This is a genomic window from Mailhella sp. (assembly GCF_057866825.1).
Genome location: NZ_DBMAHT010000011.1, coordinates 1 through 13,823 on the forward strand (window position 1 = coordinate 1; position 13,823 = coordinate 13,823).

13 protein-coding genes and 1 pseudogene are annotated in these 13,823 nt (G+C 62.0%); 3 read left to right on the plus strand and 11 right to left on the minus strand.

Translation table 11 applies throughout. From position 1 onward, the window contains the following. Nucleotides 1-372: 372 nt before the first annotated feature. The 6 genes and pseudogenes from ACZM96_RS02470 to nth form a co-directional block, all read right to left on the minus strand. Nucleotides 373-588: pseudogene (locus ACZM96_RS02470) on the minus strand (transposase); the annotation flags it as partial. Nucleotides 589-851: 263 nt separating this feature from the next. Further along, nucleotides 852-1,796 carry an amino acid ABC transporter permease gene (locus ACZM96_RS02475; protein ID WP_489487113.1) on the minus strand — a complete coding sequence of 315 codons (945 nt, stop codon included), beginning with the start codon at nt 1,794-1,796 and terminating at the stop codon, nt 852-854. Then, on the minus strand, nt 1,775-2,584 hold the full coding sequence (locus ACZM96_RS02480; protein ID WP_489487114.1) for a transporter substrate-binding domain-containing protein: 810 nt from the start codon (nt 2,582-2,584) through the stop codon (nt 1,775-1,777). The genes ACZM96_RS02475 and ACZM96_RS02480 overlap by 22 nt, the downstream gene beginning before the upstream one ends. After that, nucleotides 2,581-3,381 (minus strand): amino acid ABC transporter permease, encoded by an 801-nt coding sequence (locus ACZM96_RS02485; RefSeq protein WP_346665833.1) that lies wholly within the window; start codon nt 3,379-3,381, stop codon nt 2,581-2,583. The genes ACZM96_RS02480 and ACZM96_RS02485 overlap by 4 nt, the downstream gene beginning before the upstream one ends. A 16-nt stretch (nt 3,382-3,397) precedes the next feature. Then, nucleotides 3,398-4,111, minus strand: a complete 714-nt coding sequence (locus ACZM96_RS02490) for a hypothetical protein (protein ID WP_489487115.1) — start codon at nt 4,109-4,111, stop codon at nt 3,398-3,400. 69 nt (nt 4,112-4,180) lie between these two features. After that, on the minus strand, nt 4,181-4,846 hold the full coding sequence (nth, locus tag ACZM96_RS02495) for an endonuclease III (RefSeq protein WP_489487159.1): 666 nt from the start codon (nt 4,844-4,846) through the stop codon (nt 4,181-4,183). 295 nt (nt 4,847-5,141) lie between these two features. On the opposite strand from nth, the gene ACZM96_RS02500 reads away from it, so the two are divergent. After that, nucleotides 5,142-6,086 carry a carbohydrate kinase family protein gene (locus ACZM96_RS02500; protein WP_489487117.1) on the plus strand — a complete coding sequence of 315 codons (945 nt, stop codon included), beginning with the start codon at nt 5,142-5,144 and terminating at the stop codon, nt 6,084-6,086. 202 nt (nt 6,087-6,288) lie between these two features. On the opposite strand, the gene ade is transcribed toward ACZM96_RS02500, so the two are convergent. Continuing rightward, nucleotides 6,289-8,016, minus strand: coding sequence for an adenine deaminase (gene ade, locus ACZM96_RS02505; protein ID WP_489487119.1), 1,728 nt, complete (start codon nt 8,014-8,016; stop codon nt 6,289-6,291). Between the two features lie 2 nt (nt 8,017-8,018). Next, nucleotides 8,019-9,197, minus strand: coding sequence for an MFS transporter (locus ACZM96_RS02510; protein WP_489487120.1), 1,179 nt, complete (start codon nt 9,195-9,197; stop codon nt 8,019-8,021). Between the two features lie 299 nt (nt 9,198-9,496). Between ACZM96_RS02510 and ACZM96_RS02515 the strand changes: the two genes are divergently transcribed. Both ACZM96_RS02515 and ACZM96_RS02520 read left to right on the plus strand, forming a co-directional pair. Beyond that, the gene (locus tag ACZM96_RS02515; RefSeq protein WP_489487122.1) at nt 9,497-10,327 is read left to right on the plus strand and encodes an SDR family oxidoreductase; all 831 of its coding nucleotides are present in this window, start codon (nt 9,497-9,499) and stop codon (nt 10,325-10,327) included. A gap of 151 nt (nt 10,328-10,478) precedes the next feature. Further along, entirely contained in the window at nt 10,479-10,964 is a 486-nt protein-coding gene (locus ACZM96_RS02520) for a ferritin (protein ID WP_294484888.1), read from the plus strand. A gap of 369 nt (nt 10,965-11,333) precedes the next feature. On the opposite strand, the gene lpxC is transcribed toward ACZM96_RS02520, so the two are convergent. The 3 genes from lpxC to rnhA form a co-directional block, all read right to left on the minus strand. Continuing rightward, nucleotides 11,334-12,185 carry a UDP-3-O-acyl-N-acetylglucosamine deacetylase gene (gene lpxC / locus ACZM96_RS02525; RefSeq protein WP_489487124.1) on the minus strand — a complete coding sequence of 284 codons (852 nt, stop codon included), beginning with the start codon at nt 12,183-12,185 and terminating at the stop codon, nt 11,334-11,336. A 61-nt stretch (nt 12,186-12,246) separates the two neighbouring features. Then, a complete protein-coding gene (gene prmC / locus ACZM96_RS02530) occupies nt 12,247-13,101 on the minus strand; it encodes a peptide chain release factor N(5)-glutamine methyltransferase (RefSeq protein WP_489487126.1) in 855 nt (284 codons plus the stop codon). Between the two features lie 243 nt (nt 13,102-13,344). Then, nucleotides 13,345-13,821: a ribonuclease HI gene (gene rnhA / locus ACZM96_RS02535; protein WP_294484893.1), complete on the minus strand. Its 477-nt coding sequence runs from the start codon at nt 13,819-13,821 to the stop codon at nt 13,345-13,347. Nucleotides 13,822-13,823: the final 2 nt, after the last annotated feature.

Sequence of the window (13,823 nt, forward strand, 5' to 3'; positions counted from 1 at the left end):
TTCCCCCGCACCCCCATCCTCTTTCCTAAAACTTTTATCAGGGCAACGGAGAGTTGTGTCAGTCAGGACTTGAACGGCGATGAGAGTGCTCGGCGGTGACTGTTTGGAGGGGAGCTCGGGCGGCAAGTCCGGGGTGAGGGCAATGGAAGCAAAAAGGCAGAGATGCCTGCAGCATGGGCGGCGTTCTGTTTCGGCTGCCTCAGTTTTCGTGTCGAAAGACTAAAAAATGCGGGCCGCTTTTGCTTCCGCAGATATCGAAAGTCTAAATGGGGCCCCACCGGCGTAGCCGGTGGTTCCTCTTGTGCGCCTGTAAGGCTTTCTTACCAGCCGCGCCCTAACAGGCGCATGAACGATCTGACATCTGCATTTCTGTTACCGGCGGCCCGTAAACGGGCTTTCGGCGTAGGGGATGCTCAGCTGTTCTCCGAGCTTATCCTCGGCCAGTTGATGCCTGATGTACTCAGCTATCTTTGCCTTATTCTTACCCACCGTGTCGACATAGTAACCACGGCACCAGAACTCCCGATTACGATATTTGGACTTCAGCTCACCGAACTGCTCATATATCATCAGGCTGCTCTTTCCTTTATCTTGCGTATACGCTAACTTCTTTGTGTCACCATTTTGACCTCCTTTTGATTTGCTTATGGGCGCAGTTGCCAGACCGCACCTCTTTCTTAGCAAATCAAAAGGAGTGTTTATCACTTACGCATAACTATAAGTTTTCGGGAACCCCCAGCCTAGCTGGGGGTTTTCTTTTAACCAAAAAAAGCGTCCGGGCGATTCCGTCCGGACGTTTTTTTTCAAAGATGGATGGGAAAGGGAAGGCTACGAGCTGCCAGGAGCGGCGTCTAGCCCCATCTGGCAGAAGAGCCTCGGCGTCGGAATCCCCGTCGTTCCATGCGGCGGCCGAGCCATGCCCAAAAGCAGGACACGCCAAGGTACAGGGCTGCGGTGACGATCCAGAGTTCAAAGGTCATGCGGGAAACGGCCATGACCTCAAGGCTCTGAAACGTGAGTTCGGGCAGGGAAATGGCCGACGCCAGCGCCGTTTCCTTGAACACGGAGATGCATTGCCCCGTGAGCGGCGGAGCCATGATGCGGAAGGCCTGCGGCGCAATGACCCAGCGCAGCTGCTGCCACGCGTTCATGCCGAGCGAGGCCGAGGCGTCCCACTGCGTTTCGTCCACGGCCTCCAGCGCGCCGCGCACTATTTCCGCCACGTACGCGCCCGAATACAGCCCCAGCGTGAGCACGGCCGCCGCCATGCGGTCCATCTGTCCCGCCGGGGCGAACAGGACGGCGCAGGTCTGCTGCGCCCATGCGGGCAGCGAAGCCACGGCGTCTTCCACGCGCAGAAAGGGTTCCGTAAAAAAGGAGCCGGCAAAAAAGTACACCAGAAACAGCAGCACCAGCGGCGGCGTGTTGCGGAGCACGGTAATGTAGAGCGCGGCGGGCCAGGCCGCAAAGCCCCGCTGCCTGGCGGAAAGAGCTCCCACAAGGCCGCCGGAGACAAGCGCGACGATCAGCGACCAGAAGCCCAGCCGGAGCGTGCCGAAAAGCCCCTTGAGCAGCATGCCAGCCTGCCACGCGCCGGAAGCGTCGCGCGACACAAGATACGGCCACAGCGCGCTCCAGTTCCAGTCGTGCTGCGTCACGCTCGCGGAACGCCAGCAGAACGCCGCTGCCAGAAAAACGGCGGCAAGCACAAGCACGGCGTCCCACGAGTTCAGCTCACGCCAGCGGCGGGCCCCGCAATGCCCGGGAATGCGGTTCAGTTGAGCCTGCTCTGCCATGCGTCGGACTTGAACCAGTAATCGCGGCGTTCCTGCAGCCAGCCTTCCTCTTCCACAAGGCGGATCCAGCCGTCGAACACGTTGAGGGTGTCGAAATCGCCCTTGGGCACGGCAAAGGCCACGGGCTGCATGGCAAGGCCCGTTTCAAACTTCTGCACCAGCGTGTCGCCGTGCTTCAGCGTTTCCATGGCAGGCAGCGGTGCGCTGGAAACAAAGGCGTGGGCACGGCCGGAAAGCACTTCCTCCACCGCCGGAGCTTCGTCGTTGAACATGCGCAGCGTCGCCTTCGGGAACAGCTTCGTTGCAGCCGCGGCCGCCGTAGTGCCGGTGCGCACGGCAATAATGACGCCTTCCCGGTTCAGGTCCTCAAGCCGGTTGATGTCGCCGGACTTTTCCTTGTTGAGGGTGAGGTCCACGTAGGCGTGATCGTAGGGAATGGAGAAGTTCACGGACAGAAGGCGCTGGGGCGTGATGCTCATGCTGCCGATGATGACGTCGAACTTGCCGGAAAGCAGCGCAGGAATGATGCCGTCCCAGCTGGTGGGCACAAGCTGCAACTTGACCCCGAGATCGGAAGCCAGACGCTCGGCCACGTCGATTTCAAAGCCGATGTACTTGCCTTCCTTGTCCTGCATGGCCCACGGCACGAACGAGGAAAAGCCCACGCGCAGCGTGCCGCGCTGCACGACCTTTTCAATGACGGAATCGCGAGGAGCCGCACTGCCCGAGGAAGGCAGACAGAACGACAGACCGAGAGCCAGCAGAAAGGCGGTGAACAGATGTTTCATGAGTGCTCCTTTCGTTCCAGAAGCCGGGCAGGAATGCTGACCAGCGAGGTGAGAACGAGATAGACGGCCGCAGCAAGCAGCCAGAGTTCAAAGCTCAGAAAGGTGTCGGTAATGACCACGCGGGTGCGCATGGTCAGATCAGCCACGGCAATGGCGCTCACCAGGGAAGTATCTTTGATGAGCGAAACAAGTTGTCCGGCCAGCGCCGGCAGCCCCTGCCTGACGGCCTGCGGAATCACGACCAGCCTTGCCGCCATGCCCACGGGCATGCCGAGGCTCAGGGCGGCTTCCCACTGACCGCGGGGCACGCCCATGACGCCGGCGCGGAAGATTTCCGCAATGTACGCGCCCTCGAAGAGCCCGAGGGAGAGCACGGCGGCAGCAAACGGCCCCATGCCGAGCGCCGGAGCCGCCACGAAATACACCATGAAAAGCTGCATGAGCAGCGGCGTGTTGCGCAAAACGCCGAGCGCCATGCCGGAAAGCGTGCGCGCCGCGGGCGAAGCGGAAAGGCGCATGGCGGCCAGCGCGGCGCCCCACAGGAGAGCCAGCGCCAGACTGACCAGCGTCAGTTCCAGCGTCACGCCGAGAGCCTGCGTGAGCACGCCCGGCGTGAACGATCCGTCTTCCCACACGCCGACATAGCGCCACACCCGATACCACTGCCAGCGGTACTGTTCCGAGGCGGCGTCAACAAACCACCAGACCAGGGCCGCCATGACGGCAAGCAGCAGCAAAGGCCGCCACAAGGCCCTGAGGCGCGCTTTTCGGGCAAATACGACGCAGGAATCGGGCATGCGGCCTCCGCTTCCGTCAATGACTCAGCGACGTCTGCCGGAGCGAGGAGCCCTCCTCCAGCTTGCGATGCACGGTACGGCTGTCCGCCGCTTCCGTCATGGTGGACTGCCCCTGGAGAAATTCCATGACATTGGTCTCCACGAGCTCGCCGCCGGAAGCGTCGTTGCGCACGGTCACACGGCTGTACACGTGGTCGAGCACCATGAGCACGTAGGGCTTGAGCACGGGCGTCGTGAGATTGATGATGACGAGATAGTATTCCCGGAAGCGCTGCGGCGTGTCGGTATAACCGGTGCGGCAATTCACCAGCCAGTCGTCCACGCCGTCGTTGTTCCAGTCGGTCACGGCCACAAGTTCCAGACTCACGCGGTTCATGCCCTGTTCAATGACGGCCTTGTTGTCCTGATACTTCACCCTGGCGTCCGGCGTGAGCATGGCCCGGAACGTGGGCGCCACGGCCAGATGCGAACCCGGGAAGCGGAACGCCGGGGAGAGTCTGTCCACCAGCGTCTTTCCCGCGTCGGCGGGACGGGAGGAAAACATGGGCGAATACCAGTCGCCCTTGTCATCCACAATGTTCTTCTTCAGCATCACCGGACGCATGGCCCGGGACATGGCCACAAACTGCCCGCCGTCCAGAGCCTCCACCATGCGGCTGTTCTGGGGGGCGCACCCCGCGGCAAGAGAAAGACAGGCCGCCAGGGCCAGGCAGGCATAACGCTTGTTCATGATCTACAACCTTCTTCGATGAACGAACCGGGGCGCAGGGCCGCGTCCGTTATTTGCGGTTAATGTCGGTTATTTTTTCCGCACGGGCGGTTCGGGCGGCGTTTTCACGCCCTTGCGCGGGCACAGATCGTAAAGTTCGCACTCGGAGCAGGCAGGACGGCGCGCGTCGCACACGTCGCGACCGAACCAGACCAGCCGGTGATTCACGTCTCCCCACTCTTCGCGGGGAAAAATCTTGATGAGATCCTGCTCTATCTTCACAGGCTCGGTGTTCTTCGTGAGCCCGAGCCTGAAGGACAGGCGCTTCACGTGCGTGTCCACGGCAAGCCCCTCGTTGATGCCGAACCCGCCCCAGAGCACCACGTTGGCGGTTTTCCGCGCCACGCCGGGCAGGGTGACGAGCTCTTCCAGGGTGTGCGGCACTTCGCCGCCGTAAGCCTCGACGACGCGCTTTGCCGCGCCGATGAGATTTTTCGCCTTGCTGTGATAAAAGCCCGCCGCGTGTATCACGTCTTCGAGCTCTTCCTGCGGGGCGCGCGCCAGCGCCGCGGGATCGGGCCAGCGGCGGAACAGCTCCGGCGTAATGGTGTTCACGCGGGCGTCGGTGCACTGGGCGGCCAGCACCGTGGCCACGAGCAGCTCCCAGGGATTTCTGTGATCGAGCATGGTTTCCGGCTCGGGATAGCGCTTTTTCAGGCGCGCCAGAACGGCCATGGCGCGATTTGTCTTTTCCATTGCTTTCATTGAACATCCTCCGCGCCTGAACTGTTCCCGGCGTCGGTCCCGGGCGGGAAACGGCATGCGGCGCGGCATGCGCGTTCTTTCTGCGCCGCGGCGCAAAAAACGTCCGCCTCCCTGCGGCGCGGACTCGGGAATCAATGCCCCCTTTCTGCCACAATATCGCCCGACGGGCAAGAAAGCCCTCTTTTCCCCGTGCGGAGCATACTTGTCAAAGCCCCCGCCATGTCGTTAAAACCAAAAGAAAACAGCCATGCCCGGCGGCATGTGAATCTATCCAACGGAGTCCTGCATGATCCACATTTCCGGTTCCCTCGCCTTTGACCGCATCATGACCTTTCCCGGTCACTTTGAAGATCATATTCTTCCCGAAAAGCTGCACTTTCTGAACGTGTCCTTTCCCATCGACCGCCTTGAGGAAAAAATGGGCGGCACGGCGGGCAACGTGGCCTATTCCCTGGCGCTGCTGAACGAGCGTTCCGTGATCTACGGCGCCGTGGGCAAGGACTTTGCCGACTACGGTCGCCGCCTCGCCGACATGGGCATAGACCTCGCCGGCGTGAAGGTCGACGACGGCGACTTCACCGCCTGCTGCTACATCATGACCGACAGAAGCAGCAACCAGATCAACGCCTTTTCGCCCTCGGCCATGAAGACCGCCGTGTTTCCGGAAAAAACGCCCGTCGTGCATCAGGGCGACTGGGGCCTCGTGGCGCCCGGCAACGTGGACGACATGGTGAACCTGCCCGCGTTCTACAGAGAACACGGCATTCCCTACATTTTTGATCCCGGCCAGCAGATCACGGTGCTCGGCGGCGATCAGCTCGCCTCCGGCCTCACCGGCGCGCATGTGCTCATCGGCAACGACTATGAAATCGACCGCATCGAAAAGATGACGGGCCTCAGCCGCGACGCCCTTCTCGACCGCGTGGAATTTCTCATCGTGACCTTCGGCGGCAAGGGCTCCGTGATTCTGCACAAGGATGCCCGCCCCTACGACATTCCCGCCGTGTCCGTCGAGCACGTGTCCGATCCTACGGGCGCGGGCGACGCCTACCGTGCCGGTCTGCTCAAGGGCCTGCACAGCGGCATGGGCATGGCCTTCTCGGCCAGACTCGGCACGGTGACGGCCAGCTTCTGCGTGGAACAGTACGGCACCCAGCTGCACTCCTTCACGCCGGAAGAATTTCAGGCCCGTTACGAATCCTGCTTCGGCCCCATGCCTGTGCTGAAGTAGTCCCCGGCGGCCGCAGAGCCTTTCTGCAAGAAACAGCCTGGCTCGCGCGGCGGCAGCGCCGCTCACCAAATCACGAAGGCTCCGCCTTCCGAAGCCTCATCGAACGCGCATCGCACCATCACACAAAAAGCCCGGCGATCCCTGCGGATCCCCGGGCTTTTTCCCTTCGCGGAGCTCCGGCCCGCGAAAACGATGACCTTGCCTAGCGCGCGGCGTCCACGTCCACAAACGCGAATCTCTCCACGTCGAACAGGCCGCGGGCCGTGAGCTTGATGCTGGGAATGACCGGCAGCGCCAGGAAGCTGAGCGTCATGAAGGCGTCCGCGCCCTCCCAGATGTGATAGTGGGACGACGCCAGTTCGAGCAGCTCGTTCAGCCTTGCGGACACTTCCGCGGCCGGGCGCTCGCTCATGAGGCCGCCCACGGGCAGCGGCAGTTCCGCCAGCACGCGCCCTTCCGAAACCATGACTATGCCGCCCTGCAGGCGTTCCACTTCCCGCACGGCAGCCAGCATGTCGGCTTCGCTGTCGCCGGCCACCACGATGTTGTGCGAATCATGGGCAATGGTGGTGGCGATTGCGCCGTTTCTGAGGCCGTAGCGGCCGTCGAGAAGGCCCACGCCCATCTTGCCCGTGGCGTGATGACGCTCCAGCACGGCTATCTTGAGAAGCCCGGGATTGCGGGCGAGCTCCACCTCGCCGTCCGGGCCCGTTTCCACCGAACGCAGCAGGCACTCCGTAATGAGGGAGTGCGGACGCAGACCGATGACCCGCGCCCGGCCCGACGGCACGTGCACGGAAAACGGGCGCTCGGGCAGCGGAGCCACGGACACGCTGGCGCACAGATCGCCGGGGTCGCGCATGGGCAGCGAACGCAGCATGCTGCCGTTTTGCGCCACAAGCTCGCCGCCAGCCCAGCAGGAAATCACGCGAAAATCCTTCAAATCCTCCACCAGCACGAGATCCGCGCGACGCCCCGGGGCAATGCCGCCGCGGTCGCGCAGGCCGTAGCATTCGGCCGCGTTGAGCGTGGCCATGCGCACCGCGCTCACGGGATCCAGCCCGAAGCGCACCGCCATGCGCACGTTGTTGACGATGTGCCCGCGCTCGATGATGTCGGAAGGCTGTCTGTCGTCGGTGCAGAACAGGCAGTGGCGCTGATTGGCAGGCGTGAGCCCCGGCAGAAGATGCAGAAGATCGCGCGAGGCCGAGCCCTCGCGCAGCAGCACGTACATGCCGCGCGCAATGCGTTCCTCCATTTCCTCCACGGTGGTGCATTCGTGATCGGTGCTCACGCCGAGCGCCGCGCACACGTCGAGCGTTTCCTTCGACACCATGGGCGAATGCCCGTCTATCACCTTGCCCGCGGCCAGCGTGCGCTCAAGCTTGTCCAAAACATCGTCGTCGCCGGCCACGAGGCCGGGCACGTTCATCATTTCGGCAAGGCCGCCCACCTTGTCGTCGGCAAGCAGGGGCGCAATGTCGCCCGCGCGAAGCACGGCTCCGGCGTCCTCCACGGGCAGCGCGGGCACGCACGAAGGCAGCATGACGCGCACGTCGAGCGGCAGCTCGCGCGAAGCCTCCAGCATGTAGCGTATGCCCTCCATGCCCTTGACGTTGGCTATCTCATGCGGATCGGCCATCACGGTAGTGGTGCCGAACGGCAGCACGAGCTCCGCAAAGCGTGCGGGGCACAGCATGGACGATTCAATGTGTACGTGACCGTCGATGAAGCCGGGCAGCAGGAAGGCTCCCCTGCCGTCCACCACTTCGCGGGCCTCCAGCGCTCCGAAGCCGAGTATGCGCCCCTGCCCCACGCTCACGGAGCCTTCCCGGATTTCTCCGCTGAACACGTCCACGATGCGCACGTTGTCGATGCGGAAGTCGGCGGGCGTGCGTCCCGTCGCCATGGACCAGAATTCCTTGTTCATAGCTATCCTCTGCTCTGTGTGTTTTTCATGCGGATTTCCCTGTCCACAAGCTGCGCGAGCAGCAGGGACATCACCGTAAGTCCGGCGCCGAAGAGAAACACCGACTGGTATCCCCAGCTCGTCCACATCCATCCGCCCAGGGCGGGAATGGTCACGGCGGGGATGTGATTGATGGTCTGGGCTATGGCCATGTTGGGCGCGGCGTCTTCGGGGAAGGCGATCTTCTGGAAGAAGGTGCGCACCGCAATGGAAAAGTTGAAGGTGAGGCTGTCGAACACGTACAGCAGCACGATGAGGTATTCGTTCTTCGTGCAGGCGTAGCCGAGGAAAATGACGAAGGCCGAAATGTACTCAATGGTCATGAGCCGCCGCTCGCCGAGACGGTTGATGATCTTGCCCACCATGGGATTGAACATCCAGTTCACGGCGTAGTTGAACATGAACATGAGCGACACGCTGCGCACGGAAAAGCCGAACTGCTCCACCATGAGGAACACGGCGAACACGGAAAACACGATGCGGCGGCCGCCCATGAGCAGGTTGAGCACGTAGAAGAGCCAGTAGCGCTTCTGGGGCAGCATTCTCTTGCGCTGCTTCGGCGGACGGCTGCCCGTGAGCGGATGCACGAGGCCGAAGAATCCGAGCACGAGGCCCACGGCTCCGGGCACGAAGAACAGCCAGACAAAGCTCAGCTTTTCGGAAAAAAGAAACACGAACACGGAAATCATGAGACTGCCGCCCGCCACCAGACCGCGCAGCCGTCCCATGACGATGGGCGTCTGCTTAAGATCGAAGTGCTGAATGGCCAGGGAGTTGTTCAGGGCTTCAAAGTAGTGGAAGCCGAAGGACATGAGCATGCTGGTGAAGATGATGGGCACAAAGGACGGGAAAAATCCGGTGAGCATGGTGCCGAGGCCCGCGGCCATGACCGAAAGAGCCGCCAGCCGGTGTTCCTTGATGAAGAACAGAAAAAAGATGAGCGTGACGCCCAGAAGGCCGGGCAGTTCCCGCAGGCCCTGCACAAGACCGCTCTGCGCAGGCGTGAGGCCGGCGTAGTTGACCACGAAGTTGTTGTACAGCATGGTCCAGCCCTGCATGGCCACGGTGGAGCCGAAGTTGAGCATGGCCATGAAAAGAAGCACGTGTTTTTTTGATGCGGGAAGTCCTGTAAAAAGCGCCATATATCGCACCTGCCCTTGGTTGAGGCGTTGTTCGGCCGCGCCTTTCCGTATCGCGACGGAAGTTCGCCGGAATCCGCGACGCGAAAAACGTTAAGCGAACTCCGTTCCGAGGAAAATAAAGTTCAGGTGTATGCCTTATCGGCCGACGCGTCAAAGGGCGACGACGCAAGGGGCTTCTGCATACAGAAGCGCGGCAAAGAGAGAATCCGGCAAGAATGCGGCAGTATCGAATCTATGCCTCTCGCCTCCGCGCGCCTATACCGTAGGCGTACTTCAATCCAGTCAAAGGGAGCTCTTCCATGAACAACGTCATGATACTCGTCGGAGCAGGTCAGATAGGTCTGGCCATAGCCAGACGCACAGGCAGCGGCAAAACCATCGTCATTGCCGACAAGAACCGGGATTACGCCGAAGAGGCCGCCTGCGTCATGCGGAACGCAGGATTCAACGCCACGGCGGAGACGGCGGATCTCGCCTCCCGCGACTCCATACTTGCACTTCTCGACAAGGCGCAGCATCTCGGCCCGGTGACCATGCTTGTGAACGCGGCCGGCGTGTCGCCGAGTCAGGCATCCGTAGAAACCATTCTGTCCGTGGATCTGTACGGCACGGCCATGCTGCTCGAAGAGACGGGCAAAATCATTGCTCCTGGCGGCGCAGGGGTCACCATATCCAGCCAGTCCGGGCATCGGCTGCCCGCGCTCGGCGCAGACGTCGATGAAGCGCTGGCCCTCACGCCTGCGGACAAACTGCTCGAACTTGACGTGCTGCGTCCCGAAAACATCCGCGACACCCTGCACGCCTATCAGCTCGCCAAGCGCTGCAATGTGAAGCGGGTCATGGCGGAAGCCGTCGCCTGGGGCAGACGCGGAGCACGCATCAACTCCATCTCTCCCGGCATCATAGTCACGCCGCTTGCCATAGACGAATTCAACGGGCCGCGCGGAGCCTTCTACAAGGACATGTTTGCCCGCTGTCCTGCCGGACGCCCCGGCACGCCGGATGAAATAGCCAATCTGGCGGAACTGCTTTTGAGCGACCGGGGCTCCTTCATCACGGGCGCGGATTTTCTGGCGGACGGCGGAGCCACGGCCTCGTGGTATTACGGACCTCTGCGGCCGAACGCATGATCCGCCCTCGGCGCGCCTCGCTCTACCTGCACGCTACGACGCCGCGACATGAGTTTTTTGGCTCTCAGTCATGACAACTCCCTGAAAAGACACTACGCTTTGTCATAAGACGGTGCAGTTCCGCGCCGCCTTTCAACCAAGGAGAACCGTCATGGACGCACAGGTGGAAGCGCTGCTGAAGGATCAGATCAACAAGGAACTCTACTCCGCCTACTTTTATCTGGCCATTGCCGGATTCTATCAGGGCCGGAGTCTGGACGGCTTCAGTCACTGGTTCGCCCGGCAGTCGCAGGAAGAACAGGGGCACGCCATCAAAATTCTGAACTATCTTCAGGACAACAGGGTGGACGTGGAATTTGCCGCCATCGCCGGGCCGGTCACGGACTTTCAGAACAACCGCGAGCCTCTGGAAGCCACGCTCAGGCACGAGCAGTACATCACGTCGCTCATTCACGATCTTTACCGCGAAGCACGCGACGCCGACGATTTCCGCACCTGTCAGTTTCTGGAATGGTTCATTGCCGAACAGGGCGAGGAAGAAAAGCAGACCGGCGATCTCATCGCCAAGTTCGATCTTTTCGGCGACGATGCCCGGAGTCTGTATCTGCTGAACGCGGAACTCAAGGGCCGGGCTTAGGATTCGGCGCAGCGCGGGCAGGACGCTCCGCATTTCTCCTGTCGGAGGGAGCATGGCGTAGGCGCTCCGCGTTCCGCGGGGCGATCGTCGGGCCGACTGCCGGTGCGCCTTCCCCGAAGCCTCGCCAGCCGACCGGGCCGCAGCGCTGCGTTTAAAGAAGGCGCTGCGCAGTCTCTTTTGTTCCGGAGCATTTTCTCAGACATTCCGCAAAAGCACACAAAAGGGGGAGCGACTCTCATCGCTCCCCCTTCTTTTTACGCTTCCGGCAAAGAAAACGCCGGTTCTCCGGCGCGGCGTCCGACGAATCTTCCGGCAGACCGCGCCTGTTCAGGCCGCCGAAGGACGCGCGACGCGTCTTCCGGCATCAGGCTAAAGATTCACGTATTCCAGCAGGCCCTCGCCGCGCACGAGCTCACGCAGGAAGGCGTTGTTGTGACCGTGACCGGAGCAGGACACCGTAAAGGATCCCTGCAGCGGCGTGCCGAGCATGGCCATGTCGCCGATGAAATCCAGCATCTTGTGACGCACGAATTCGTCGGGAAAACGCAGGCCCTCCTTGTTGATGACGCCTTCGTCGCCCACCACGACCACGTTCTGCAGCGAGCCGCCGCGCGCAAGGCCGCGGCTGTGCAGGTATTCCACTTCCTTGAGGAAACCGAAGGTGCGGGCGGAAGCCACTTCCTTTTCAAAGGATTCCGGCGTGACGTTCAGCGCAAAGTGCTCCTCCCCGATGGCCGGATGCGGGAAACGGATGGTGTAGTCCACGTAAAAGCCGTCGAAGGGACGCGCAACAATGGATTTTCCGTCCTTTTCCAGCGAGAACTCGCGCGCCACGCGCGCCACGCGACGGGGCGCGTTCTGAGAACGAAGGCCGACGCTGAGCAGAGAATCCACCACCACCATCGCCGAACCGTCGAGAATGGGAGCTTCGCCGCCGAAGACGTGAACTTCCACGTTGTCCACGGCAAGACCGTTCAGGGCGGCGAGCACGTGTTCGATGGTGGCCACGCTGACCTTGCCGTCGCTGATGGTGGTGGCCAGTTCCGTGGTGCTCACGGCTTCCGGACGGGGCGAAAGCAGATGCACGCCGTCGTCGGAATGAATATGAAAAACAATACCCGAATTTTCCGCAGCAGGACGGAACTCCACGCTGACTTCATGGCCGGAATGCAGGGAAATTCCCCTGCAGGTGACAGTGCCGCCAAGAGTGGTCTGGGGCATGACGATCTCCTGAGCGCCCGGCGGAACATTCCGCCGCAGCTTTCCCCGGTCAACCGGGGGTTTACGCGCACGAACGCCTCACCGCAAAAAGGAATCTGTCCTTTCCGGCGAGATCGCGTCCCGTGCGCATATCCTTCCAGTACGCGTCCGAACACAACGCCCGGCACGCATCGCCCTGAAGGCATCCATGCTCCATGAGCAGCAGGCCGCCTTCCTTCAGCAGGGCGCGGGCCGCCGCTTCCACCGCGCGGGGGTGTTCCAGACCCGAAGGCCCGGGCACCAGCGCGGAGCGCGGCTCAAAATTCCTGACGCCGGGATCGAGTCCGGCGTATTCTTCTTCACTGATGTAGGGGGGATTGCTGACGACAAGATCAAAACTGCCGCAGGCAAAGGGCAAAGGCCCGGTAAAATCGGCCTCAACGAAGGTGACGGCGTCGGCTGCGCCGTTTGCTTCGGCGTTTTTTCGGGCCGTCTTCAACGCGGCGGACGAAATATCCACGGCCGCGCCGCGCCATGTCGGCCTCTCTGCAACCAGCGTCACGGCAATGCAGCCGCTGCCCGTGCCGAGGTCAAGAAAGCGCACGTCCTGCCGATCGCCGAAAAACTCCAGCGCCGCTTCCACAAGATGCTCCGTTTCGGGGCGGGGAATGAGGGTGCCGGAGTCCACAAAGAAATCGCGACCGTAAAATTCACGGCGGCCGAGCAGATAGGCCGCAGGCTCTCCGGCCAGACGCCGCGCCAGAAGCGCTTCAAGCCGGCGCTCCGCGTCGGCCGGCACCTCTTCTTCGGAATGGGCCACAAGCGCCACCTTGTCTATGCCGAGCACATGACAAAGCAGAAGAGCGGCTACCGTTGCCGGAGCTTCCGTGCCGGCAAGGCGGGCCGTCGCGCGTATTTTCCATTCACGTCGGGTCATAACGGCACAAGTCTAACACAGGATGTCCGGCAGGACAAGACGAGGGCGCAATACTCTATTTTTGCTTATCTTTTCTACGATTATTCGGGCGCTTGCACAACATGCGGCCGTGCGCGGACACGAAATATTCCATATTCCGCACGGCCGCATGTCAAATGTCGTGCCGGCATGGCGCAAGGAACTCTCATCCGAAAGCCGCTGCGGCCTCATGACGCCGTGCAGGCCCCCGGACAAGAGAGTCCGCTAGTCGGAAAAGCCCACGTCCTCGGGCAGATCCTTCCGGGAAGCCTCCGTCCGGGCCAGCTCGTCGCAGCGCTCGTTTTCCGCGTGCCCCGCATGTCCCTTGAGCCAGTGAAAGCGCACCTCGTGCCGGGAAAGGAGCTCGGGCATGCGCTTCCAAAGGTCCTGATTCTTCACCGGCTTCTTGGCCGAAGTCAGCCAGTTGTTGCGCAGCCAGCCCGCCAGCCAGCGATCCTTGATGGCCTTGGCCACGTACTGCGAATCGGTGTACAGCTCGACCACGCAGGGCTCGCGGAGCGCACCGAGCGCCTCCAGCACGGCCAGAATCTCCATGCGGTTGTTCGTGGTGCGGGCAAAGCCGCCGCTCATCTCGCGTCTGGCCGGGCCCTTCGCGCCCTCGCACGTCAGCACGGCGGCCCAGCCGCCCGGGCCGGGATTGCCGAGGCAGGAACCGTCGGTATGAATGGTCACGGTCTTCATGG

What these genes read in the sequence shown, in the direction of transcription:
- ACZM96_RS02475 (WP_489487113.1), bottom strand. Translation starts at nt 1,796, where the DNA reads ATGGCAGAGCAGGCTCAACTGAACCGCATTCCCGGGCATTGCGGGGCC.
- ACZM96_RS02480 (WP_489487114.1), bottom strand. Translation starts at nt 2,584, where the DNA reads ATGAAACATCTGTTCACCGCCTTTCTGCTGGCTCTCGGTCTGTCGTTC.
- ACZM96_RS02485 (WP_346665833.1), bottom strand. Translation starts at nt 3,381, where the DNA reads ATGCCCGATTCCTGCGTCGTATTTGCCCGAAAAGCGCGCCTCAGGGCC.
- ACZM96_RS02490 (WP_489487115.1), bottom strand. Translation starts at nt 4,111, where the DNA reads ATGAACAAGCGTTATGCCTGCCTGGCCCTGGCGGCCTGTCTTTCTCTT.
- nth (WP_489487159.1), bottom strand. Translation starts at nt 4,846, where the DNA reads ATGGAAAAGACAAATCGCGCCATGGCCGTTCTGGCGCGCCTGAAAAAG.
- ACZM96_RS02500 (WP_489487117.1), top strand. Translation starts at nt 5,142, where the DNA reads ATGATCCACATTTCCGGTTCCCTCGCCTTTGACCGCATCATGACCTTT.
- ade (WP_489487119.1), bottom strand. Translation starts at nt 8,016, where the DNA reads ATGAACAAGGAATTCTGGTCCATGGCGACGGGACGCACGCCCGCCGAC.
- ACZM96_RS02510 (WP_489487120.1), bottom strand. Translation starts at nt 9,197, where the DNA reads ATGGCGCTTTTTACAGGACTTCCCGCATCAAAAAAACACGTGCTTCTT.
- ACZM96_RS02515 (WP_489487122.1), top strand. Translation starts at nt 9,497, where the DNA reads ATGAACAACGTCATGATACTCGTCGGAGCAGGTCAGATAGGTCTGGCC.
- ACZM96_RS02520 (WP_294484888.1), top strand. Translation starts at nt 10,479, where the DNA reads ATGGACGCACAGGTGGAAGCGCTGCTGAAGGATCAGATCAACAAGGAA.
- lpxC (WP_489487124.1), bottom strand. Translation starts at nt 12,185, where the DNA reads ATGCCCCAGACCACTCTTGGCGGCACTGTCACCTGCAGGGGAATTTCC.
- prmC (WP_489487126.1), bottom strand. Translation starts at nt 13,101, where the DNA reads ATGACCCGACGTGAATGGAAAATACGCGCGACGGCCCGCCTTGCCGGC.
- rnhA (WP_294484893.1), bottom strand. Translation starts at nt 13,821, where the DNA reads ATGAAGACCGTGACCATTCATACCGACGGTTCCTGCCTCGGCAATCCC.